Origin of the sequence: Marinobacter pelagius (assembly GCF_003315345.1) — a bacterium.
GTDB lineage: Bacteria > Pseudomonadota > Gammaproteobacteria > Pseudomonadales > Oleiphilaceae > Marinobacter > Marinobacter pelagius_A.
Map to the genome: position 1 here is coordinate 159,740 of NZ_QNRO01000001.1, position 22,281 is coordinate 182,020.

Annotated in this window: 21 protein-coding genes; 9 read left to right on the top strand and 12 right to left on the bottom strand. The window is 60.8% G+C overall.

The window, feature by feature from the left end; translation table 11 throughout:
- Positions 1 to 64: 64 nt before the first annotated feature.
- From DET50_RS00805 to DET50_RS00815, 3 genes are all read left to right on the top strand, one after another.
- On the top strand, positions 65 to 2,251 hold the full coding sequence (locus DET50_RS00805; RefSeq protein WP_113861002.1) for a TRAP transporter permease: 2,187 nt from the start codon (positions 65 to 67) through the stop codon (positions 2,249 to 2,251).
- Between the two features lie 93 nt (positions 2,252 to 2,344).
- Complete coding sequence (locus DET50_RS00810) at positions 2,345 to 4,159, top strand: sensor histidine kinase (protein WP_113861003.1); 1,815 nt, start codon at positions 2,345 to 2,347, stop codon at positions 4,157 to 4,159.
- Positions 4,156 to 5,508: a sigma-54-dependent transcriptional regulator gene (locus DET50_RS00815; protein WP_113861004.1), complete on the top strand. Its 1,353-nt coding sequence runs from the start codon at positions 4,156 to 4,158 to the stop codon at positions 5,506 to 5,508. The genes DET50_RS00810 and DET50_RS00815 overlap by 4 nt, the downstream gene beginning before the upstream one ends.
- Before the next feature lie 21 nt (positions 5,509 to 5,529).
- On the opposite strand, the gene DET50_RS00820 is transcribed toward DET50_RS00815, so the two are convergent.
- The 4 genes from DET50_RS00820 to DET50_RS00835 all read right to left on the bottom strand — a co-directional run bounded on the left by DET50_RS00820 (position 5,530) and on the right by DET50_RS00835 (position 10,304).
- A complete protein-coding gene (locus tag DET50_RS00820; RefSeq protein WP_113861005.1) occupies positions 5,530 to 7,461 on the bottom strand; it encodes a CocE/NonD family hydrolase in 1,932 nt (643 codons plus the stop codon).
- A 132-nt stretch (positions 7,462 to 7,593) separates the two neighbouring features.
- Positions 7,594 to 8,949 (bottom strand): PhoH family protein, encoded by a 1,356-nt coding sequence (locus DET50_RS00825; protein ID WP_092004976.1) that lies wholly within the window; start codon positions 8,947 to 8,949, stop codon positions 7,594 to 7,596.
- Positions 8,950 to 9,003: 54 nt separating this feature from the next.
- A complete protein-coding gene (locus DET50_RS00830) occupies positions 9,004 to 9,495 on the bottom strand; it encodes a CBS domain-containing protein (protein ID WP_113861006.1) in 492 nt (163 codons plus the stop codon).
- Between the two features lie 71 nt (positions 9,496 to 9,566).
- A complete protein-coding gene (locus tag DET50_RS00835; RefSeq protein WP_113861007.1) occupies positions 9,567 to 10,304 on the bottom strand; it encodes an START domain-containing protein in 738 nt (245 codons plus the stop codon).
- A 138-nt stretch (positions 10,305 to 10,442) separates the two neighbouring features.
- Here DET50_RS00835 and DET50_RS00840 point away from each other — a divergent pair, with 138 nt between their 5' ends.
- A complete protein-coding gene (locus tag DET50_RS00840; protein WP_113861243.1) occupies positions 10,443 to 11,450 on the top strand; it encodes a DUF2804 domain-containing protein in 1,008 nt (335 codons plus the stop codon).
- A 10-nt stretch (positions 11,451 to 11,460) separates the two neighbouring features.
- Here the strand turns inward: DET50_RS00840 and minE are convergent, their stop codons facing one another.
- From minE to DET50_RS00865, 5 genes are all read right to left on the bottom strand, one after another.
- Positions 11,461 to 11,712: a cell division topological specificity factor MinE gene (gene minE, locus DET50_RS00845; protein WP_092004968.1), complete on the bottom strand. Its 252-nt coding sequence runs from the start codon at positions 11,710 to 11,712 to the stop codon at positions 11,461 to 11,463.
- A 3-nt stretch (positions 11,713 to 11,715) separates the two neighbouring features.
- Positions 11,716 to 12,528 carry a septum site-determining protein MinD gene (gene minD / locus DET50_RS00850; RefSeq protein WP_092004965.1) on the bottom strand — a complete coding sequence of 271 codons (813 nt, stop codon included), beginning with the start codon at positions 12,526 to 12,528 and terminating at the stop codon, positions 11,716 to 11,718.
- A 65-nt stretch (positions 12,529 to 12,593) separates the two neighbouring features.
- Positions 12,594 to 13,340 carry a septum site-determining protein MinC gene (minC, locus tag DET50_RS00855; protein ID WP_092004962.1) on the bottom strand — a complete coding sequence of 249 codons (747 nt, stop codon included), beginning with the start codon at positions 13,338 to 13,340 and terminating at the stop codon, positions 12,594 to 12,596.
- Positions 13,337 to 13,717 (bottom strand): HopJ type III effector protein, encoded by a 381-nt coding sequence (locus DET50_RS00860; RefSeq protein ID WP_113861008.1) that lies wholly within the window; start codon positions 13,715 to 13,717, stop codon positions 13,337 to 13,339. The genes minC and DET50_RS00860 overlap by 4 nt, the downstream gene beginning before the upstream one ends.
- Entirely contained in the window at positions 13,717 to 13,995 is a 279-nt protein-coding gene (locus DET50_RS00865; RefSeq protein ID WP_092004956.1) for a DUF1244 domain-containing protein, read from the bottom strand. The genes DET50_RS00860 and DET50_RS00865 overlap by 1 nt, the downstream gene beginning before the upstream one ends.
- 115 nt (positions 13,996 to 14,110) lie before the next feature.
- On the opposite strand from DET50_RS00865, the gene dinB reads away from it, so the two are divergent.
- Complete coding sequence (gene dinB, locus DET50_RS00870; protein ID WP_113861009.1) at positions 14,111 to 15,175, top strand: DNA polymerase IV; 1,065 nt, start codon at positions 14,111 to 14,113, stop codon at positions 15,173 to 15,175.
- On the opposite strand, the gene DET50_RS00875 is transcribed toward dinB, so the two are convergent.
- Positions 15,176 to 15,748, bottom strand: coding sequence for a phosphatase PAP2 family protein (locus DET50_RS00875; protein WP_113861010.1), 573 nt, complete (start codon positions 15,746 to 15,748; stop codon positions 15,176 to 15,178).
- The gene (locus tag DET50_RS00880; RefSeq protein WP_113861011.1) at positions 15,714 to 16,934 is read right to left on the bottom strand and encodes a glycosyltransferase family 4 protein; all 1,221 of its coding nucleotides are present in this window, start codon (positions 16,932 to 16,934) and stop codon (positions 15,714 to 15,716) included. The genes DET50_RS00875 and DET50_RS00880 overlap by 35 nt, the downstream gene beginning before the upstream one ends.
- Before the next feature lie 114 nt (positions 16,935 to 17,048).
- On the opposite strand from DET50_RS00880, the gene DET50_RS00885 reads away from it, so the two are divergent.
- The 4 genes from DET50_RS00885 (at position 17,049) to DET50_RS00900 (ending at position 21,493) form a co-directional block, all read left to right on the top strand.
- A complete protein-coding gene (locus DET50_RS00885; protein ID WP_113861012.1) occupies positions 17,049 to 18,086 on the top strand; it encodes an NADP(H)-dependent aldo-keto reductase in 1,038 nt (345 codons plus the stop codon).
- Between the two features lie 228 nt (positions 18,087 to 18,314).
- A complete protein-coding gene (locus tag DET50_RS00890) occupies positions 18,315 to 18,641 on the top strand; it encodes a hypothetical protein (RefSeq protein WP_113861013.1) in 327 nt (108 codons plus the stop codon).
- A 174-nt stretch (positions 18,642 to 18,815) separates the two neighbouring features.
- Positions 18,816 to 21,023 carry an acetyl-CoA hydrolase/transferase C-terminal domain-containing protein gene (locus DET50_RS00895; protein WP_113861014.1) on the top strand — a complete coding sequence of 736 codons (2,208 nt, stop codon included), beginning with the start codon at positions 18,816 to 18,818 and terminating at the stop codon, positions 21,021 to 21,023.
- Positions 21,023 to 21,493 carry an FKBP-type peptidyl-prolyl cis-trans isomerase gene (locus tag DET50_RS00900; RefSeq protein ID WP_092004936.1) on the top strand — a complete coding sequence of 157 codons (471 nt, stop codon included), beginning with the start codon at positions 21,023 to 21,025 and terminating at the stop codon, positions 21,491 to 21,493. The genes DET50_RS00895 and DET50_RS00900 overlap by 1 nt, the downstream gene beginning before the upstream one ends.
- Here DET50_RS00900 and DET50_RS00905 read toward each other — a convergent pair.
- On the bottom strand, positions 21,453 to 22,271 hold the full coding sequence (locus DET50_RS00905) for a lysophospholipid acyltransferase family protein (protein ID WP_258546014.1): 819 nt from the start codon (positions 22,269 to 22,271) through the stop codon (positions 21,453 to 21,455). The genes DET50_RS00900 and DET50_RS00905 overlap by 41 nt on opposite strands.
- Positions 22,272 to 22,281: the final 10 nt, after the last annotated feature.

Genomic DNA, 22,281 nt, shown 5'->3' on the forward strand with positions numbered 1-22,281 from the left:
TTCGGCAGCCTCCCGGTTTTCCGGTCCTGAACCGATCCGGTGTTCCCGCTAGCAGGTTTGTATCATGTCCACTGAACACGAAATCCAACATTCGCCCCGGGTGACCGAGGACGAAGACCACATTCTTGCCCACAACGTCGACGAGGAGCCGGTTGAACCGAACCGTCGAATGTTTGAGGGTGGGCTTCTGAAGTTTGTTACGCTGCTGACCATTGCCTACTCATCGTTCCACCTTTACACCCTGAACATTGCTCCCCTGGAAACCTGGTCGTTCCGGATTGTCCACGTTGCCGGCGCCCTGTTGCTCGGCTTCATGCTGTATGCCGGCGCCCGGTTCGTTACTGCCGAGGAGGGTGAGGCCCGCCATCGCTGGACCAGCTGGATTGCCGGTGTTGCGCTGTTGCCGGCACTGTATTCTCTTTATCAGGGCTTCGTGTTCTATCAGACTCTGCAAGGCGGCGCGATGCGCATTGCGCCCGAGCTCGAGACCTGGCACTTCGGCTGGCCGCTGATCGCTGCCACTGCAGTTGGTATTATCGTCAGCTGGTTCCACCAGCGCGGCCGCTCCCGCTTCAGTGTGCCGGATCTGGTGCTGATGGTCTGCTCCGTGTCAGTCGCCACCTATCTGCTGGTTGTCTATAACACCAATATCCGCATGTCTACGGGCACACCTTTCTCGCCTGTGGGAATTTCCTTTGCGGCCGTCGCCGGTACTGCGCTGATCATGGAAATGACACGCCGTGTGGCTGGTATGGCGCTGGTCATTATTGGCCTGGTTTTCCTGGCTTATGTCTTTGTCGGCCCTTACCTGCCCGGATTCCTGGGTTATCCGGGCCTTTCCGTCAAACGTTTCTTCAGCCAGGTCTACACCGATGCGGGTATTCTCGGGCCGACCACCGCTGTGTCCTCTACCTACATCATTCTTTTCATTATTTTTGCCGCCTTCCTGCAGGCTTCCAAGGTGGGTGACTATTTCGTCAACTTTGCCTTCGCGGCGGCCGGTCGGTCCCGGGGCGGGCCGGCGAAGGTGGCGATTTTTGCGTCCGGCCTGATGGGCATGATCAACGGCACCAGTGCCGGTAACGTGGTTTCAACCGGCTCACTGACCATCCCGTTGATGAAGAAGATGGGCTACAAGAAAACGTCCGCTGGCGCAGTGGAGGCAGCCGCTTCCACCGGTGGCCAGATCATGCCGCCGATTATGGGGGCCGGCGCCTTCATCATGGCGGAGATTACCGGTATTCCGTATACCGAGATTGCGATCGCGGCGATCATTCCGGCCATTCTGTACTTTGCCTCGGTCTATTTCATGGTGGATTTCGAAGCTGCGAAGACCGGCATGCGCGGTATGCGCGAGGATGAGCTGCCAAAGCTCCGGCGCCTGATCAAGCAGGTGTATCTGTTCATTCCGATCATTATCCTGATCTACGCGCTGTTCCAAGGCTATTCGGTGATTCGTGCGGGCACGCTGGCCACCGCCGCGGCAGCAGTTGTCAGCTGGCTGTCTCCCAACAAAATGGGCCTTCGGGCGATTCTTCGTGCCCTGGATCTGGCCTCAATCATGTCGATCCAGATCATCGTGGTTTGCGCCGCTGCCGGTGTGATCGTGGGTGTGATCTCGCTGACCGGTGTCGGGGCACGATTCTCGGTCCTGTTGCTGGATGTGGCAGAAGCCAGCCAGTTATTGGCCCTGATTTTCGCCATGTTCATTTCCATCCTGTTGGGCATGGGGATGCCGACAACGGCGGCCTACGCGGTGGCAGCCTCGGTGGTGGCGCCGGGCCTGGTGCAGCTGGGTATTGAACCGTTGACCGCGCACTTCTTTGTGTTCTACTTCGCGGTGGTGTCGGCGATCACGCCGCCTGTAGCCCTGGCCTCCTATGCCGCTGCCGGCATCTCCGGCGCCAATGCCATGGCCACGTCGGTTGCCTCGTTCCGGATCGGTATCGCTGCGTTCATCGTGCCGTTCATGTTCTTCTACAATGGCGCGCTGTTGATGGATGCGGGCTGGTTCGAGATCGCCCGGGCACTGGTAACCGCCACGTTTGGTGTCTACCTGCTGTCTGGTGGGGTGCTTGGCTGGTTCGGCAAGGTGTCTGCACCCTGGGTGACCCGTCTGCTGCTGATCGGTGCTGCCTTGCTGATGATCGAAGGGGGCATCTGGACGGATCTTGGCGGTATCGCCATGGCCGTGCTTGCCTTCGTAATGCAGCGTCAGCGTCGGGCCCGCCTGGCACCGGCGGTATCCTGATGGCGTAACCGTATTCCGGACGGGCGGGCACAGCTCTGGTTGTGCCCGCCCGTCCGGGGCGCTAGGCTAGCGCTTTTTTCGGGACTGACTGTCATGCCTTTCCGCATTGTTGCTTCCCTGCTGTTGTTGATCACCCTGGGTTTGTCCTGGGTGCTGGGCGGCTGGGCCGGTTATCGGCAGGTGGAACAGGAAAGTCTCGAGGAATCCTTCCGCTACCGTCAGTTGGTTGCCAACGAACTGAACCGTTACCTTCCCATCCCGGAATTGATGGCCGAGCATCCGCTCATGGAGCGGGCACTGCTGAACCCCGATGACCCGTTCGTCATTCTCCAGGCCAATCGGGAAATGCAGAGAATGGCGACCATTGTCGGTAGTTCCGATGTTTACCTCATGGACACCTCCGGCCTGACCATCGCTGCCAACAACTATCTTCAGGAGGACAGTTTTGTTGGCAGCAACTATTCCTTCCGCCCCTATTTTTCCGAGGCCATGGCGACCGGTGATTCTGTGATCTATTTTGCCCTGGGCCTGATGTCCGGTGTCCGGGGTCTGTACTTTTCGCACCCGATACGAAGCGACCGGGGCAGGATCCTGGGGGTGATCGCCGTGAAAGTGCTGGTGCATGAACTGGAATCCCAGTGGCACCGGCCGGCGTCGCTCAGTGAGGCGGAAATGGTGGTGCTGGATGATTCCGGTATCAGTTTCCTGGCCAGTCGCCCAGCCTGGCTCTATCGGGATTTCTCCGCCGACCGTCGGGGAGAACTGTCGTTGGAGACCCGGCAACGTTACCCGGAGCGTCAGCTGCAGCCCATGGAGATCGAACGTATGGGCCTGCCCTGGGGCTTGTCCGAAAGGTCCGCCAAGATCCGGATCCGCTCTAAGGAAGGGCGGCAGGACTACCTGGCAGTCCGGACGCCGCTGCCCCGCCTGGACTGGACACTCCAGGTGATGGTTTCCACCGCGCCCGTGCTCTGGACCCGGCTGGCTTTCCTGGTTGGCGGCCTGGCAATTTACCTGGGGGTCTTGCTGGCGTGGTTGTATCTGAGGGAGCGCTACCGCCGGGAAGCGGAGCTGGCGCTGCGGGGAGAACAGCTGGAACGCAGGGTGGCGGAGCGTACCCGGGATCTGGAGCATTCCAACCAGCAGTTGCTGGAGGAAATCCGTGAGCGTGAACGGGCCCAGAGCGAGCTTCGGGAAACCCAGCAGGAGCTGATCCAGGCCGCCAAGCTGGCGGTGCTGGGGCAGATGTCGGCGGGGTTGAATCACGAGATGAACCAGCCGCTGACGGCCATCCAGACCTATGCCCGCAACAGCCGCCGTTTTCTGGAAAAAGGCGCCACCGATATGGTGGACGCCAACCTCTCGGAAATCATTACCCTGTGCGACAAGATGGCGGAGCTGACCCGGCAGTTCAAGGTGTTTGCCCGCAAGTCCGAAGGTCCACCGTCGGTGGTGGATCTGCGACTGTCGGTGGATGCGGCCCTGAAGATCATCAAGGCCCAGAAGAACAGTGCCGGTATCGATATCCGGTGGAACCGTCCGGAACAGCCGATAATGTGCCACGGCGACCTGATCCGGATCGAGCAGGTGATGGTGAATCTGCTGGCCAATGCGGCACAGGCGGTGGAAGAACGCGAGGCGCCGGTCATTACCATCGATGTGGAAGCGGACGACGGTCACTGGTGCTGCATCGTCCGGGATAACGGTTACGGGCTGCCGGGTAACACCGAGCAGATTTTTGAACCCTTCTTTACCACCAAGTCGGTCAAACAGGGACTGGGGCTTGGCCTGTCCATTTCTCGGCAGATCGTCGATGCCCTGGGTGGCACCCTTACCGGGCGTAACCGCCCGGACGGCCCCGGCGCGGAATTTGTACTGACCTTGCAACAGCGGGAGGCAACGGAATGACACAACCCTCGGTAATCTTTGTGGATGATGACCCGCACATTCTCCAGGCCATGGCCCAGACCCTGACCCTTGAGGATTTGCCGGTGGCCTGTTTCGAAGGCGCGGCGGAGGCCCTGAAAACCATCACGGCAGACTTCGAGGGCATTGTCCTGTGCGACTACAACATGCCCGGCATGGATGGCCTGCAAATGCTGGAGCAGGTCCGGGCGGTGGATGACAGCATTCCGGTCATCATCCTCACCGGTCAGGGCGACATCAGTACCGCGGTCACCGCCATGCAGCAGGGGGCCTACGACTTCATCGAGAAGCCCTTTGATCATGAGGAGTTGATCGAGCTGCTGCGCCACGCCCTGGAGAAACGACACCTGGCGCTGGAAAACCGGCGGCTGAAAGCCCAGCTGCGGCAGATGGCCAAACCGGGGCCGCGGATCCTCGGGGATTCACCGTCCATGCAGAGGGTGATGGCAACCATCGATCCCATCCTGGATATCTCTGCCAACATCCTGCTGCACGGCGAAACCGGTTCCGGCAAGGATGCCCTGGCCCGTTACATCCACGAAAACAGCCCGCGCAGCGCCCACAATTTCGTCGCCATCAATTGCGGCGCGGTGCCGGAGAACCTGATCGAGAGCGAGCTGTTCGGCCATGAAGCCGGCGCCTTCACCGGGGCGGACAAACGGAGGATCGGCAAGATCGAGCATGCCCACAAGGGCACCCTGTTCCTGGACGAGGTGGAAAGCATGCCCATGCCCCTGCAGATCAAGTTGCTGCGGGTGCTGGAGGAGCAGAAGGTCGAGCGCCTGGGCAGCAACCAGGTGCAGGATGTGGATGTTCGCATCATTGCCGCCACCAAGGCGGACCTGAAAAAACTCAGCGATGACGGGGAATTCAGGGCCGACCTGTATTACCGACTGAACGTGGTGAAGGTGGACATCCCGCCACTGCGGGAGCGCAAGGAAGATATCCCCCTGTTGTTCCACCACTTTGTGCTGATTGCCGCCGCCCGCTACGACCGGGAGAGCATACCCCTGGATGCCGGCCAGGCGGCCCGCCTGATGCAGCGGTCCTGGCCGGGGAATGTCAGGGAGCTGCGGAACCTGGCCGAACGTTACGTGCTGCTGGGCCCGGCCGCCCTGGATGAGAACGAACCGGGCGGTGAGGGCAACATCTCGGGTCGGCAGACTCTGGCCGAAATGATGGACAGCTTCGAGCGCACGGCGGTTGTCAGTGCCCTTAACGCCTGTCACGGGAGCATCAAGGACACCATGGTCCAGCTCGGCATTGCCCGCAAGACCCTCTACGACAAGATGAAAAAGCACGGCCTGGACAAGGCCCAGTTCAAGGACTGAGCCCTGTCCGGGGTCGTGACCTCAGTCGTTTTTCGCTTCCGCCAGGGGTGACTGGCCATCCGCGCTGAGTAGCGGCAGCGCCACCTCGCCGGTCACCTGCACCGCCGGCACCACCGGATCCCGGGAGAACGCGCCGGCAAAGGTCGGGTGCTGGCCATACAGCATCAATACCAGCTGGTCACCGGCGTCGAGCCGCTCGGCGATGCCGGTCAGTTCCACGGTATGCTCGCCCAGTCCGCGCAGGGGATGCACCTGTTCATCGATCAGCTCCGGCGCTACCTGGTTCTGGCGAATCACGCCGATACCGGCAAAGACAATGCTGTCGCAGGTGCCCGCGTGCAGGATCGGATCGGAACTTTCCAGACACTGGGCATCCAGCTCCGGCAGTCCAGTGCTTACATTCAGATTGGCCGTGGGAATACCGGCAACAACCGCTTCCGATTCCAGGGTTTCCAGGGGAACCACGGTGGGTGCGATCCCGGCAGCACCAATCAGTACAGACGAAGGCAGCGGGTTACCCAGAGCATCGAAGCCCACCGGGAAGGTAGCGCCGCCGGTGGTAATCTCCGGCGCCGAGATGGCATCGCCCGGGGCCAGGGTGTAGCAGATCTGGTCACCGGTGGTGATGACGTTGTCGGCGTTGCCGCGGCCGAGCAGTTTCTCATTGAACCAGGCCACCGTGGCCTGGTTGGCGCTGATGTCACCGCACCGGGCAAGGGCATTGAGGTCGCCGCTGGCCAGGCTTGGCAACTCACCACCGTAGAAGGTGAGATTGGCCAGGGTTTCCTGGATCAGGCCGACGTTGGGGGCCAGGTAGTGGTGGCTGAACGGGTAGGTCAGCAAACGGACATCGCCCCCGGCGGCCTTGAGGATCCGGTAGTTCTCCGCCGCCTCGTTGAACGGGAACAGGCTGTCGCGCATGCCCTGGAACATCAGCACGTCCACCGGGTAGGGCGCACGGGGCGGTGTCTTGACAATATAGCGGCCATCGCTGGTCAACGGGAGCTGTCCGGTGACCGGCTCCAGCAGGTAGTCGTCGGTGTTGCCGTTATCCAGTAAGGCAAGTTCGCGCTCGTTCTGCCAGAAATAGCTCGGGCTGTGATAATGGAAGAAATCCAGGGCGCTGTCCGGGAAAACGCCTGTGGTAATGCCGTCGATCAGGGAGCTGCGCAGGTATGGATCCATGGATAGTCCGGTCTGGGTATCACCCATCACTGACAGGAAGGCCAGCCAGTAGTTCTTGGTGACGTCGCCCGGGTTCAGACTATAGGTCAGGTCATGCCACGTGATGTGGGGCACCATGGCATCCATGCGCTGGTCCGGATCGACGTTGTAGAGCAGGTATTGGAAACCTCCGCCGTAACTGCCACCGATACCGCCCAGCAACAGGTTGTCCTGGCGGTATTTCAGGTAATCTAGGTTGGCTTCGGCCCAGTCCACGATCTGGACCAGGTCCTGGCCCTCCAGATCCGGATCCATGACCCGGATCGTACCGCCGCTTTCGCCATGCCCACGCTGGTCGATACTGATCACCGCATAGCCGGCATCAATCAGGGGTTCGATGGGGGCCAGTGGGTCGCTGCCCGCCTCGGTCGAGCGCGAACCGCTGAAGCCGTGTCCCTGCAGGATCAGGGGGTGACGGATCCTGCAGTCAAACTGGGTGGGTTCGAATACCTGGAACACAATGGCGGCGCCATCGACCCGGGAGGGCATCTGCACCCGGTAGCTGCGCCCGCCGGTCAGGTCGGTGCCTTCGGAGCAGGAGGCCGCCGTGAGTTCCGCCTCGCTGTCCGGCAGTGGGCGCTTGTAGCGGCTGGGGCTGGTACTGCTGACAACCGGCTCTTTCTGTTGGCTCTGGACGTCGGAGGTGGCATTCCCGGAAGAATCGCCACCGCAGCCGCTCAGGGCTGCCGCCGACAGCCCGGCAAGGGTGAACAGGATTAGGTTTCGCATGGTATCGCCTTTGTCGTTTGTTATTACGATGTGTCACGTTTGGGATAGGGATCACATTAGTTCTATAACAAACGGCCGGCGATGGCAGGATCGACCCTGGCGCATGTCGCCAGGGTCAACAGGTCTGGGAGATCAGAGGTTGGCTTCGGCGTACTCCGCCAGAACCGAGCGGGGAACGCCCTGCAGGTGCACGTGGGCGCCATGGCGGAAGCCCTTGAAGCGTTCGGTCATGTAGGTGAGGCCGGAACTGAGGGCGCTCAGGTACGGCGTATCGATCTGCGCCAGGTTGCCCAGGCAGATCACCTTGGAGCCGTTGCCCGCCCGGGTGATGATGGTCTTGATCTGGTGCGGCGTCAGGTTCTGGCACTCGTCGATGATGATCAGGCTGTGCTGGAAGCTGCGGCCGCGGATGTAGTTCATGGACTTGAAGTGCAACGGGACCTTGCTGAGGATGTAGTCCACCGAGGCGGTCATGTTCTCGTCGTCCTCGTGCAGCGCCTCCAGGTTGTCCACGATGGCTCCCAGCCAGGGCTCCATTTTCTCCGCTTCGGTGCCGGGCAGGAAGCCGATGTCCTCGTCCAGCCCCTGGGTCGAACGGGTGGCAATGATGCGTTTGTAAAGCTTGCTGGCAACGGTCATCTCGATGCATGCGGCCAGGGCCAGGATGGTTTTGCCCGAACCGGCGGAGCCGGTCAGGTTGACCATGTGGACATCCGGGTCCAGCAGCAGGTTCAGGGCAATCGCCTGGTAGATGTCCCGGGGAACCAGACCCCAGACCTCCTCGTTCATCAGGTCATGCTGGTGCAGGTCCCGGATGATGATGCGTTCCTCGTCCAGATCCACCGCCTTGCCGACAAAGCCCTGCTCGTCGAGGACAAACTCGTTGATGTTGATTTTGGCCAGAGGCCCTTCCCGGCGCAGGATGTGCTCGGTGACCCCTTCCCGTTGCACGGTTTCCACCTTCTCGATGTTGTCCCAGAAGGAATTGCTGAACTCGTGGTAGCCCTTGGGCAACAGGTCGATGTCATCAAGCAGCTGGTCGTTGTGGTAATCCTGCGCTTCGACCCCGAATCCGCGCGCCTTCAGGCGCATGTTGATGTCCTTGCTCACCAGGATGATGTCCCGGGACTTGTGACGGTTCTGCAGTGCGGCCAGGGTGTTGATGATCTTGTTGTCGTTCAGGTGCTCGGGCAGTGAGTGGGAGTCCAGGTGCTCAGTGCTCATCAGGATCAGCAGCTTGCCCAGGGGCGCGGCTTTCTTGCCCCGCACGATCGGCACACCTTTCTCGATTTCTTTCGGGCTGGCATCGCCCAGGACCTTGTCGATGTTCCGGATGGCCTGGCGGCAATCGGCGGCGACCGTCTGCTTGCCGGACTTGAGGCTGTCCAGCTCTTCCAGGACGGTCATCGGGATAATGACATCGTGTTCTTCGAAGTTGAGGAGGGCGTTGGGGTCGTGGATCAGGACATTGGTGTCGAGGACGTACATCTTTTTCCGAGCTTGCGGTGCTCTTGGCATAGGGGAGGCTACCTCTCTGGTGGCTCAGTCGTTCTCGGCGCAGCGCTGCGTCAGTTCCTTGTCCGATATCAGCTTGAGCATGTCGTAGGTCGTGATGATACCGGTAATTCTTGAATCGCTGGTGACAAAAATCCGGTGCAGGTGCTCACGCATCATGATATTGGCAATGTCTCGCACCGGCGTCTGCTCGTCAACGGATAAAACGATCGGGGTCATGATATCGCGAACTTCCACCGGGACCTTGCCCATCTCCTCGAAAATGGCCATGCGCAGGCGCCGTGCCTCGATCTCCTCCTCCGGGGTCAGTCGGGAGCCGGTGTCCGAGCGGCTTGCATTCCAGCGGAATTCGGTGATGTCCTTGAGGGTGGCGATGCCGACGATTTCCCCGTTGTCGTCGGTAACGGGGCTGCCGGTGATTTCGTTATCGGTGAGGAAGCGGGCCAGACGGTCCATCGTCCAGTTCTGGGGTACGGCTTTGATGCTGGGGGTCATGATCTCGTGGGCGAGAACGGTCATCGGGTGAGGCCTGCCTCTTGTTGCTGTCCTTTTCCGTAAAGCTTAGCGCGTGTTGCGGGGGGCGTCATCCCTCACGAATCCGAAAGCACCACATCCAACAGCTTGCCTTGTTCGTCCCAGACCAGCTCGAATCCCTGGTAGCGCGGTGCGCGGGCGACGTCCTCCAGGGCCTGAATGGAACGCACCGGAATGTCTACCAACAGGGAATTGACCAGCCATCCGGGCAGGGCACCATTGGGATCCGTGTGTTGTACCCAGATCATCCGGGTGCTGTCGCCCTCGGGGATGAACCGGTACAGGGTGTCCGAGCGGTCTACCCGGATCCGGTTGCTGCTTTCGGCCCGCAGGTCGGGGGTGGCATTCAGGTCCATGGTGACCTCGCCGCTGGCACGGTCGCCCCGGGTGCGGATCCGCAGTACGTAATCACGGTCCGCCACCGGCCAGGGCATGTCGTTCACCGAGTAGGCGTAGCGTTCATGGAAGTCACCCTCTCCGAAGGCATAGGATTCGCTGCAATTGTGGACCCACTCGGTGCAGGAGGCCGGATTGATCATGACCGCCATCAGATTTTCGATCGGGACATCGAGCGTCGCAACTGCCTTGAAAGCCTTGAATTTGGAACCGGGCTGACCGGTGGTGTAGATGCGGATGTTGTCGGTTTCCGTGCGCAGTTCCCAGTCGGCGGTCTGCTCATCCGGCAGTTCTGCCGTCATTGCGGTGCCGCTCAGGGCTGCGAGCATCCAGGTGCAGACCATCCCTGCAAAGACAATGCCCCGGCCTGCAAACCCATGGGCTCTTGGACTTCTCATAGAGTACACTTCCTTGAAGACGATGCCGCCGAGTCTAGCATGGGGTAAAGGCCGGCAAAGGCACGAACACAGGGGATTGTGAACCAGGTAACTCCACTGGCTGATGGTTCCGCGAATTGGCCCGATCTGACGACCGCTATGACCATGACGAAGCTGATTGACGACAAGGGACGAGTTCCTGCCGGAGTGCTCAGTGAACCGGTAGATACCATCAACTACCTGGACTATGACCTGCGTTCGGTCATGGATCGGCCCCGCTCGCGACTGGCGCGCCGGTGGCGGTTCAACCAGTTCCAGTTCGTCAGTGCCATGGGCCCTGGCTGGGTGTTCGGTATGGCCCTGGTGGATCTGAAGCTGCTTGGAAATGGCTTCTTCTATCTGTACGACTTCGAATCCGGAACCATGATGGAGCGGTCATTCCTGCAGCCGCTGGCGATGGGGACACATCTGGAGCCCTACCCCGAGCATGGCCTGGCCCGTTTCCAAAAGGGGGAGGTTGACCTGCACATTGTGCCGGCGACCGGCGGGCGTAATGTTTCGGTGTCCGCGCCCGGCGGAATCCGGGTTGATCTGGAACTTCGGGAAGATCACGATCCGCTGCGCCTGGTATGCCCGGCGGGATACAATGGCTGGGTGTTCACCCGCAAGTCCGCCGGACTGAAAGTGGAGGGTGAAGTCCGCTGGGATCACCAGATCTGGCGTTGCGATGACAATGTCCGGGGTTCCATCGACTGGAGCTGTGGCTTCATGCGCCGGGAAACCGCCTGGAACTGGGCCGCCATCGCAGGCGTGCTGGAAGGTGGCCGGTCGTTCGGGCTGAACCTGGCCGCCGGTGTCAACGAAACCGGAATGACGGAAAACGCTCTCTGGCTGGACGGTGTCTGCTCGAAACTGGCCGCGGCCAGTTTCTCCTTCGACCGTTACCGGCCCGGCAGCGACTGGCATGTGATCACGACCGATGGCCGGGTGGATCTGCATTTCGTGCCAGCGGGAGTGCGCAAGGAGAAGCTGAATGCGGGCATTCTGGCCTCGAATTTCCGCCAGTATGTGGGCACCTTCAGCGGCACGGTGATTGACGAGGCAGGAACAAAAATCCCCGTAGCAGGACTACGGGGATTGATGGAGGATCACTTTGCCCGCTGGTAGCGGGGCAGGACTATTTTTCCGGTAGTGTGACGTTCAGTTCAAGTACCGAACACCGTTCATTGCGGTCCACTTCGACCTGCACCATGTCATCGGAAATCTGCACATACTTGCGGATGACTTCCAGCAGCTCCTGCTGGAGCTGGGGCAGGTAGTCCGGCTGCTCCCGCTGGCCACGTTCATGGGCCACGATAATCTGCAGACGCTCCTTGGCGACACTGGCGCTTGCGTTTTTCTTGCTCCTGAAATAATCGAGGAAACTCATCCCTTAGCCTCCCTTGAACATCCGCGTGAAGAACCCTTTCTTCTGGGCGGTCATGAAGCGGTGCTCCCGCTCCTCCCCCAACAGGCGGGCGACCGCATCCTCATAGGCCTGGCCGGCATCGCTGCCTTCCTCAAGAATGACCGGCAAACCCTGGTTGGAGGCATTGAGCACCACCTGGCTTTCGGGAATCACGCCCAGCAAAGGGATGGCGAGGATCTCTTCCACATCACCCACGGACAGCATTTCACCCTTGGAAACCCGGTCCGGGTTGTATCGGGTCAGCAGCAGGTGTTCTTTCACCGGGTCCAGGCCCATTTCCGCCCGCCGGGACTTGCTCTGCAGAATGCCCAGGATGCGGTCGGAATCACGCACCGAGGAGACTTCCGGGTTGGTGACCACGATGGCTTCGTCGGCATGGTACAGGGCCATGAGGGCGCCGTGCTCGATACCCGCCGGAGAGTCGCAGACGATGTAGTCGAACGTTTCCGACAGCTCGTTGATGACCCGCTCCACGCCTTCGCGGGTGAGCGCTTCTTTTTCCCGGGTCTGGGAGGCGGGGAGGATGTAGAGCGTATCCACCCGCTTGTCCCGGATGAGGGCCTGGTTCAGTGAGGCTTCGCCCTGGATGACGTTGACGAAGTCATAGACGACCCGGCGCTCGCAATTCATGATCAGATCCAGATTGCGCAGTCCCACGTCGAAATCGATAACGACGGTCTTGTGACCGCGCTTGGCAAGGCCGGTGCTGATTGAGGCGCTGGTGGTGGTCTTGCCAACGCCGCCTTTTCCTGAGGTTACGACAATGATTCTAGCCAAGGTTCAGTTCCTGTTTCGCGGTGGATTCGTCGTGTCTTCTTGGTCGTTATTGTTGGTTGTAAACATCAGGCCTTGTCCAGTGGCGTTACCACCAGCAGGTCGTCCCTGAGCTGGATCTGCACAGCGTTCTTCCAGCCGTTGTCCTGAAGATCTTCGGAGATTTTATAGTGTCCGGCGATGGACACAAGCTCTGCTTCCAGTGACTGGCAGAAAATCCGGGCGGATTCGCCGCCGTGGATTCCGGCCAGTGCCCGGCCCCGCAGCGGGCCGTAGACATGGATGTTGCCAGCCGCCAGGATTTCCGCCCCGGCCTGCACTGGCCCAAGCACGATCACGTCGCCTTCCGGGGCATGGATCTGTTGGCCCGAACGGACCGGATGGTTGATGATCCGGGCCGGTGCCGGGCCGGTAGGCTGCCCGGTCTGCGGTTCGCTCTCCGGTTCTGCGGTCGCCTCCGGTTCCTGGGGCTTTTCCCGCTGGCCGGAGCCCGGCAGCAGTGCCAGTGACGCGCCCCGGGCAAGCCGGCGCTGGTCTTCATTACCGCCACGCACGCCGATCACCTGGATGTTGTGCCGGCGGCAGGTACCGATGATCTTGAAGAAGTCCAGTTCACTGTCCAGCCCCTCGTACTTCTCCAGACTGATGATCAGCGGGATGTCCTTGAAGAACCCCGGCGCCTGGTTGATCTTTTCCCGGAGGTTGGTCTCGAACTCGTCGTTATCGAAGTAATAGAGCTCAAGGGCTGTCAGCGAGACGTTCGCGCTCTTGAACTGGAAACTCTGTTGTACCCCGGTGCTGGCGGTATCGGTCATGAAGGTGTCTCTTCCTTGGTATCGGGCGCAGTGAGAGGTCGCAAGGGTTCGCCGTCAAAGCGGATGCCGGACCAGCCGGTGCTGATGAACTGGCGGATATTGCCGTGGCTGTCACCGGCGGGCTCGTCCAGTACCTGCTGATAATGCTGGGCAAACAGGCGGAGGGTTTCGGACTCACTGAGATTGCAGTGGCGCCCGAGCCCGAATACCCGACAGGAAGCGGCGTTCTCTCCGGCGGCGTTGAACAGCGGGCCGTTGTGAAAACCGGTCGGCTGGTACTCGAAGTAGCGTTCGACCAACGCCAGGGTGTCATCGAAATCGCTGCGGCCGGCCTCCAGGGCCGCCAGATGGATGCGCACCGCCTCGTTCACGTTCATTACTTGTGATCCTGCTTGGGGCCGACCTGGTAGCGCTCTTTCCATTCTTCGTAGGGCATGCCGTAGATTTCTTCCCGGGCGTCGGGATCGGAAATCTCGAAACCGCGTTCCTCGGCCTCCGCCCGGTACCATTTTGACAGGCAGTTGCGGCAGAACCCGGCCAGGTTCATCAGATCGATATTCTGCACCTCGGTGTTGTCCCGCAGGTGCTTGACCAGACGGCGGAAGGCCGCCGCTTCAATTTCAGTGCGTTCGGATTCGGGGATCGGGTTGCTCATGGGGCCCTCGCGGTAGTCCTGGTAGTGTTGTTGGAGTTCCCTGACATTCTCGGCATGTTAGCGTAATATACAAGGCTGTATATATGTACAGAGTGTGGACGCGAGCCCCCTGACCATGCCCCAGCGCAAGATCATCCATGTGGATTGTGATTGCTTCTACGCCGCCGTGGAAATGCGAGACGACCCCAGCCTGCGGGATGTTCCCCTGGCCGTGGGTGGTGAGGGTGGCCGGGGCGTGGTAACCACCTGCAATTACCGGGCCCGCGCCTTCGGCGTCCGTTCGGCCATGCCCGGTAGTGAAGCCCGGCGCCTGTGCCCGGGTCTGGTGACGGTGCCGCCGGACATGGGCAAGTACCGGGCGGTCTCCCGCCAGGTGATGGATATCCTGCGGGAGCTGACCGACCTGGTGGAGCCCCTGTCCCTGGATGAGGCCTTCCTGGATGTGTCTGATGTTTCCGACCACAAGGGCAGCGGCACCCTCATGGCCCGTTATCTCAGGGAGCGCATTCACCGGGAAGTGGGCATCACGGTTTCCGCCGGGGTAGCGCCCAACAAGTTCCTCGCCAAGATTGCCAGCGACTGGCAGAAACCCGACGGCCTCTTTGTCATCACCCCGGACCGGGTGCAGGAGTTTGTCCGTGACCTGCCGGTGGAGAAGCTCTTCGGGGTGGGGCAGGTGACCGCCGCCAAACTCCATGCCCTGGGGGTAAAGACCTGCGGTGACATGCAGGCGTTGGGGGCGGATGTCCTGCTGGACCGGTTTGGCAAGCAGGGCTATCGCCTGCACGAGATGGCCCATGGTCGGGACGAACGGCCGGTGGTGGTGTCCCGCATCGCCAAGTCGGTGAGTGTCGAGCGCACCTTTTCCCAGGATTTGCCGGACAAGAGCGCTTGCGAGTCGGTCATGCCCGCCCTGGTGGCAGATCTCAACCTCCGGCTCAGCCGGAAAGGGCGAAGCAAACCGATCCACAAGCTGTTTATAAAGATCCGTTACAGTGATTTTTCCACCCACACCCTGGAGCGGGTCCGTGACTATTTGGCCGAGCCCGAGGTGGCCGATTATCAGCCCCTGCTAGACGAGCTGGTCACCAACACCGAGCGGCCGGTCCGGTTGCTCGGAGTGGGTGTGCGGTTCCGCAATGATGATGCGCCGGTGACCCAGTTGAGGCTGTTCGACTGATCAGCCGGCGATCATCGCCGTGGCTGCCCCCAATAGCTGGTGGAAGGACAGGTAACCGATAGCACCGCCGATCAGCGCCCCGGCAATCACGTCGGTCGGGTAATGCAGACCCAGAACCACCCGCGAGGCGGCAACGCTCAGGGTGAAGGGCAGGATGTACAGCGCCAGCCCGGGCAGGGCGGCCATCAACATGACCTGGAAGCAGGCAGCATAGAGTGTGTGGCCGGAAGGGAAGCTGTAGCGGTCCAGGGGCGGCGTGCCGCAGTTGATGGACGGGAAGGATATGAACGGCCGCTCCCGGATCAGCCACCGTTTCAGCAGCTTGTAGGTGACCGTCGAGGTCAGGCCCGTTATGGCCATCAGCAGGGCCAGGCCGGGTCCTGCAGCCGGTTCAATCAGTGGCAGTGACAGGATCAGCGCGTACCAGAACCAGCCATCGCCCAGCCGGCTGACTGTGCGGAAGTAACCCAGCACCGGCCGGAACCGGACCGAGCGGTTGATGGCCTGGCACAGCAGGTATTCCCGCTGGTCGGCCCGCTCAAAGAATCGAGATGCTTTGCTTGTTGAGGACATGGTACCCCGCCTTGTTATCCGGGTTGAGGACCAGCTGTTCGAACTGTTCGATCTGGGCTGACCAGTTGAGTTCCAGGGCATCGAGTCGGGCCTGGTTGCGCAGGCGGCCAAGCAGTGTCGGCTGGTCGGCCAGTCTCAGGGCGCAGTCGACAAAGCCCTCGTCATCCTCGAGGTGGACTTTCATCCCGTTCTCTTCGTTCCGGATGTGTTCGCTGGCTGCACCATCGTCAAACGCCACCACCGCCAGGCCGCTGGCCATGGCTTCCAGTACCACGTTGCCGAAAGTGTCGGTCTTGCTCGGGAACAGGAACAGATCCCCGGATGCATAGAATTTCGCCAGCTCCTCTCCCCGACGGATACCGCAGAACAGGTATTCGGGATGGCGCTCGCTCAGTTCACGACGCAAAGGCCCGTCGCCAACGAGGATGAACCGGGAGTTGGGGTGAAGCCCCCGGATCCTTTCATAGCAGGCCACCGCCAGGCGAAGGTTTTTCTCCGGGGCCAGGCGACCGACATAGATTATCGCCCGGTCGTTCGGCGCGAGCCCCCATTGCCTGCGAAGCTCGTTATCCCGCTTGTGGGGGGAGAACCGGTTGCAGTCTATGCCCCGGCTCCACAGGCCGGTGGCAGGGATCCCCATGGCACGGGTTACCTGCTGCATCTTGCGGGTGGGAACGAGGGTTACGTCCGTGCGGTTGTGGAACCAGCGGCCGTAGGCGCAAAGCACCCGTTCCAGGGCTCCGATGCCGTAGTAGCGGCTGTACTGGTGGAAATTGGTGTGGAAGCCGGAGCTGACCGGGATGCCGATCCGTCTTGCCGCGCTCACCGCCGCCACACCCAGTGGCCCCTGGGTAGCAACATAGACCGCGTCCGGGCGTTGATCCCGCCACAGGCGCGCCAAGCGACGAGTGCTGGTAAAGCCAAAGCGGAGGTCGGCATAGCCGGGCAGTGGCAGGCCCGGAACTACAAGCTCCTCATTGAACAGGGCGTCACCAGCACTGGCCACGGAGCCAGTCAGTTCGTGACGCTGCCGGGGCCTGACCACAGTTACCCGGTGGCCCCGCTGCATCAGCCCCTGGCACAGGTGTCGCAACGTATTGGCCACGCCATTGATTTCCGGCGGAAAAGTCTCGGAAACAATGGTAATGTGTTGCTGGCGCCGGTTGGGCTGGGTGGTCTGGGTCACGGTGTTTCCTGTGGTTCCTCTTACATGCCTTCACTATGGGAAGCGCACATGACAGTTATGCGACACTCCCGTGACATTCCTTTTACCCGTGCAATGAACTGAAGCGGAGACGATATGCAGACGCGAAAGTTAGGTAATACCAACATTGATGTGAGCCTGATCTGCCTGGGCACCATGACCTGGGGCGAGCAGAACACCGAGCAGGAAGCCTTCGAACAGCTGGACTATGCGACGGGTGAGGGCATCAACTTCATCGACGCCGCGGAAATGTACCCGGTGCCGCCGAAACCGGACACCCAGGGGCGGACGGAAACCTACCTGGGCAACTGGCTGGCCCGGCGTGGCCGCCGGGACGATCTGGTGATCGCCTCGAAGGTGGCGGGGCCGGGCAATGGCCTGAGTTACCTGCGCAATGGTCCCAGGCTGACCCGGGATCATATCCGTCAGGCCTGCGAGGACAGCCTCAAGCGTCTGCAGACGGATTACATCGATCTGTACCAGGTGCACTGGCCGGACCGGAACGCCAACTTCTTTGGCAAACTGGGTTATGTGCACAAGCCGGATGAGGACGCCACGCCGATCGAGGAAACCCTCTCAGCACTGGACGAACTGGTCCGGGAAGGGAAGGTCCGCCACATCGGCCTGTCAAACGAGACGCCCTGGGGGACCTCCGAGTACCTGCGGCTGTCCCGGGAAAAAGGCTGGCCCCGGGTGGTCAGTATCCAGAATCCCTATAACCTGCTTAACCGCACGTTCGAGTTGGGGCTGGCGGAGTTCGCCCATCGTGAGCAGACCGGTCTGCTGGCCTACTCGCCCCTGGCCTTTGGCATGTTGTCGGGCAAGTATCTTGGTGGCAAGTGGCCAGAGAAGGGGCGGCTCACCCTCTATGAACGCTTCAGCCGGTACACATCCGACCGTGGCATGGATGCAACCCGCGCCTATGCCGAGCTGGCCGGTCAGCACGGCCTGACGCCGACCCAGCTGGCCCTTGCCTACGTGAACAGCCGGAGCTTCGTCACCAGCAACATCATTGGCGCGACCACGATGGATCAGCTCCGGGAGAACATCGGCTCTGCCAATATCACGCTGGCTGAGCCTGTGCTGGAGGCGATCGAGGAAATCCACCGGGAGTTTACCTATCCCTGTCCCTGATGCTCCGGGTCGGCAAACGGCAGTTTTGGGCCCTGCTGAGGCCGGGCTCGAAGCTGCTGTTACGTTCTGAAAAAATGGGGATTATTTTTTGACAAAAAAGTGGCTAAAAATTGACAAAAAGTCGGCGTGATTGTGTGCAAATTCACATCTTTTCCGGGATCATTCATTAGACTTTAGCCTAGGTCATCGAGCATTATCTATCCCGGTTTACAGGTCTTTGTCAGTGTCATGATTATTCGTATTTTTGTCGCCCTGCTTGCTCTCAATCTCGTCGCCTTTGTTGTCCGCGCCGATGCAGCGGAGCGGCCTTTTAGTGAGGATCCGGAGCCGGTGAATACCGTTCAGGAGCTCTACCAGATTCAGGAGCGGATAGTGGGAAACTTTGAGGATGACAGTTCCGAGGCCATCACCGAAATCGGTTCCCGGCTGCTCAGCCTCTCGCTCACTCGATCCCGTTCGGACGATAAGCATTACGCGTCCGATCCTGCGCAGGCCGACCATGGCATCGCCCTGCTGAATGAAGGCGCCTGTCTCAATCTGAAGTGGAACTTCTGAATCTGAAGCGCTCCTGACTTCCCGCTTGTCCCGTTTGTACCGTCCCTGCCTGTCCCACCTTTTTAATTCCAACTAGTCTGGTTACTGATCTGGCGCATTGTCTGGGCGGCCCTCCCGTGTGATTATCTGCCCATAACCCTGTTGTGGTCCGGAAAAACAAGAAGGAGCTTGGTGATGTCGGAAAGCAGTCAACGCCTGCAAGACGTGGATGCCTGTGTGGATGAGGTGATTCGCCGGGTCGGCAAGGAGATAACCCTCGGACTGCCCCTGGGGCTGGGCAAGCCGATTCGCTTCGTAAACGCCTTATATGAGCGGGCAAAACAGGACCCGGATATCCAGCTGCACATTTTCACCGCGCTGTCCCTGCTGGCGCCGCGGGGGAGCTCTTCCCTGGAACAGCGGTTCATGGGCCCCTTCGCCGAGCGTCTTTACGGCAGTATTCCGGACCTTGCCTTTGCCCGGGATGTCTCGCGCAACTGCCTGCCCGCCAATGTCACCGTCTCCGAATTCTATTTCAAGGCCGGCGCCCAACTGAATAATCAGGCCCAGCAACGGAATTACGTCTGTACCAATTACACCCATGCCATCCGGGATCTGATGGCGCTCGGGGTGAACGTACTGGGACAGATGGTGTCGCCGGGCGACAACCACGGTGCGCCGGGCAAGGTGAGCCTGAGCTGCAATCCGGATCTGACCCTGGATCTCATTCCCCTCATGCGGGAAAGGGAATCCGCCGGCATGCCGGTGGCGCTGGTGGCCGAACTGAACGCCAATCTGCCTTTCATGGGTCATCACGCGGCCATTGCTGAGAACAGTTTCGACGTGGTTCTGGATCAGCCCTCGACCGACTATCCCCTGTTCTCGGCGCCACAGATGGCGATCAGTCCGGAAGATCACATGATTGGATTCTATGCCAGTTGCCTGCTGAAGGATGGCGGAACCCTGCAGGTGGGGATCGGCTCACTGGGTGCCGCGTTTGTCTACAGTGCCATTCTGCGCCATAAGCATAACGATGACTGGCGAGCCCTCTTCGACCACCTCAGGGTCGGCGACAAGTTTCCGGTGGTGAACGAGTATGGCGGCACCGGCCGCTTCGACGAGGGAATCTACGGCTGCAGTGAGATGATGGTGGATGGCTTCCTGTACCTTCTGGAAGCCGGCATCCTGTCCCGCGAGGTGTTTGATCATGCCGGTCTGCAGGAGCTGATTAACCAGGGCGACATCGGCACCATTCCGAGCCTCGCCATGCTGGACACACTCCGGGAGGCGGAGCTGATTGACTCCCCGCTTCGGGCCAGGGATGTAAACTGGCTGGTCCGCTGGGGAATTTTCGCGCCGGAAGTCGAGTTCAAAGGCGGGCGCCTGCTGGCCTCCGGACAATCCGTGGACGGTGACCTCGACAATCCCGATACCCGCCGGCTGATCGAATCGCTGATGCTGGGTGACGCTCTGAAAGGCGGCATCAGCATGCATGGTGGTTTCTACGTGGGGCCGGAAAGCTTCTATCGGTCCTTGCGGGAGATGCCGGATCACCAGCGCGACCGCATCTGCATGACCAGTGTCAATTACATCAATCATCTCTACGATCACCCGTTCGGCAGGCAGCGGCTGAAGGCGGCGCAGCGTCGGCATGGCCGGTTTGTGAACTCGGCCATGATGTACACGCTCAGCGGGGCGGCGGTGTCTGACGGCCTGGATGATGGTCGCGTGGTCAGTGGCGTTGGTGGCCAGTACAACTTTGTCGCCATGGCCCATGAGCTGCCCGGAGCCCGTTCCATCCTGACCATGCGAGCGACCCGTACTTCCAAGGGGAAGACCGTCTCCAATATTGTCTTCAACTATGCCCACTGCACCATACCCCGCCATCTGCGGGACATCGTGGTAACCGAGTACGGCATAGCCGATCTCCGGGGGCAGTCCGACGAGCAGGTGTACCTGCGTCTGATCCGCATCGCCGACTCCAGGTTCCAGCAGGAGCTGCTCAAGCAGGCCCAGAAGGCGCGCAAGGTGGATCCCTCATTCAGTCTGCCAGCCTCGTGGTGTAATAACACACCGCAGGCCATACGGGCGGCTCTGGCTGCAGCGGGCAACGGCGACCGGTTCTCCGCCTTCCCGTTCGGCCGGGATTTCACGGATGAGGAATTGAAGTTAGGGAAAGCCCTTAAAGGGCTCAAGGCCGCAACGGCCACCCGTCGTGGTAAACTGTCGACCCTTTGGCATGCTGCCCGGGCCAGTGATGAGGAGGGGCGCTACCAGCCGCTGCTTGAGCGAATGGGGTTGCGAAATCCCCGTGGCCTGCGGGAAAAGCTGGACCAGCGGCTGGTCATTCACGGCCTGCAGCAGCTTGAAACACCACCGGATACAGGAAGCTCGAAAACCTGATGCAAGAACCCGATACCAAACCCGATGTCTTTACCGTTCACTATGTCCTGAAAAACAAGGCCGGAGAACTGGTCGATACCTCCGAGGGCAGCGAGCCCCTGCATTTTGTCTATGGCAGCCCCGAGATCATCAAGGGCATCCAGGAAGCCGTGAAGGACAGGAATGTGGGAGATTGCCTCGAGGTCACCATTCCACCCTCCATGGCCTACGGCGAACATCGGGAAGAACTGGTGCGCAAGGTGCCGCGCTCGCTGTTTGAGGGCGTGGAAAATCTCCAGGTCGGCATGAAGTTCCAGACCAACACCGGGGATGAGGCACAGGTGGTGCAGGTGGTTGGTATCGACGGCAATCTGGTGAAGGTGGATGCCAACCATCCCCTGGCCGGTTTTACCCTGTATTTCGATCTGGAAATTGTCGGCCGCCGCGAGGCTACCGAAGACGAGATAGCCCAGGGGAGGCCCCTGTTCTGACTGGCGCCGCAGCCAGGTCCGCTTCACCGGCCTGCAATCGGCGCAGGCCGTCCAGAACCGTCTCCTGAAGCTGGCGAGCCAGTTCCGACGATTTGAGTGCTCCGGTGGTTGCCACCGGCTCATGGAAAAGGACATCAACCCGGGATGCCGGGTTTTTCAGCAACTGGACCAGATGGCTGTGGAAGGCATCGTCACCGATGAACGGAGCCACATGGTCCGGACGGCCGTCCCGCCGGTAGCAGATGGTCGCCGGCTGGATCGTAACGTTGGCCTCCCGGGCGGCACTCAGTAGCAGGCCGTGAAACGGAAGTACGGTCAGGCCGGCACTGGTAGTGCCCTCAGGGAAGATCAGTACCGATTCCCCGGAAGCCAGAGCAGACCGGATGGCGGATTTCACCTGCCGTGCCTGACCCCCTCCACGCTGAATGAACAGGGTGCCGGCCTGTCTGGCCAGCCAGCCAATCAGCGGCCAATCCGCCACCTCCGCCTTGGACAGGAACCGGACCGGCGCCAGCCCGCCCAGGATGGGAATATCGCACCAGCTGATGTGGTTGCTGACCACCAGGGCATTGGCCTGTGGAGCGGGGCCATGCCAACGTATGTGCAGACCCAGGCAACGGCAGGCACCCCGGAAACAGCGGCCGGCCCAAGGTGTGCGATCCAGTTTCTTCCCGGTAACGACATCCCCGATCCTGAGTGCCAGGGCTAGCACGGTTATGGCCGCCAGAAACAGGGTGAAGGTGGCCAGACGAATGGCCAGTCGCAGTGAGCCGATCATCGGGTTGACC

Coding starts and splice junctions, on each gene's coding strand:
- DET50_RS00805 (WP_113861002.1), top strand. CDS start 65: ATGTCCACTGAACACGAAATCCAACATTCGCCCCGGGTGACCGAGGAC.
- DET50_RS00810 (WP_113861003.1), top strand. CDS start 2,345: ATGCCTTTCCGCATTGTTGCTTCCCTGCTGTTGTTGATCACCCTGGGT.
- DET50_RS00815 (WP_113861004.1), top strand. CDS start 4,156: ATGACACAACCCTCGGTAATCTTTGTGGATGATGACCCGCACATTCTC.
- DET50_RS00820 (WP_113861005.1), bottom strand. CDS start 7,461: ATGCGAAACCTAATCCTGTTCACCCTTGCCGGGCTGTCGGCGGCAGCC.
- DET50_RS00825 (WP_092004976.1), bottom strand. CDS start 8,949: ATGTACGTCCTCGACACCAATGTCCTGATCCACGACCCCAACGCCCTC.
- DET50_RS00830 (WP_113861006.1), bottom strand. CDS start 9,495: ATGACCGTTCTCGCCCACGAGATCATGACCCCCAGCATCAAAGCCGTA.
- DET50_RS00835 (WP_113861007.1), bottom strand. CDS start 10,304: ATGAGAAGTCCAAGAGCCCATGGGTTTGCAGGCCGGGGCATTGTCTTT.
- DET50_RS00840 (WP_113861243.1), top strand. CDS start 10,443: ATGACCATGACGAAGCTGATTGACGACAAGGGACGAGTTCCTGCCGGA.
- minE (WP_092004968.1), bottom strand. CDS start 11,712: ATGAGTTTCCTCGATTATTTCAGGAGCAAGAAAAACGCAAGCGCCAGT.
- minC (WP_092004962.1), bottom strand. CDS start 13,340: ATGACCGATACCGCCAGCACCGGGGTACAACAGAGTTTCCAGTTCAAG.
- DET50_RS00860 (WP_113861008.1), bottom strand. CDS start 13,717: ATGAACGTGAACGAGGCGGTGCGCATCCATCTGGCGGCCCTGGAGGCC.
- DET50_RS00865 (WP_092004956.1), bottom strand. CDS start 13,995: ATGAGCAACCCGATCCCCGAATCCGAACGCACTGAAATTGAAGCGGCG.
- dinB (WP_113861009.1), top strand. CDS start 14,111: ATGCCCCAGCGCAAGATCATCCATGTGGATTGTGATTGCTTCTACGCC.
- DET50_RS00875 (WP_113861010.1), bottom strand. CDS start 15,748: ATGTCCTCAACAAGCAAAGCATCTCGATTCTTTGAGCGGGCCGACCAG.
- DET50_RS00885 (WP_113861012.1), top strand. CDS start 17,049: ATGCAGACGCGAAAGTTAGGTAATACCAACATTGATGTGAGCCTGATC.
- DET50_RS00890 (WP_113861013.1), top strand. CDS start 18,315: ATGATTATTCGTATTTTTGTCGCCCTGCTTGCTCTCAATCTCGTCGCC.
- DET50_RS00895 (WP_113861014.1), top strand. CDS start 18,816: ATGTCGGAAAGCAGTCAACGCCTGCAAGACGTGGATGCCTGTGTGGAT.
- DET50_RS00900 (WP_092004936.1), top strand. CDS start 21,023: ATGCAAGAACCCGATACCAAACCCGATGTCTTTACCGTTCACTATGTC.
- DET50_RS00905 (WP_258546014.1), bottom strand. CDS start 22,271: ATGATCGGCTCACTGCGACTGGCCATTCGTCTGGCCACCTTCACCCTG.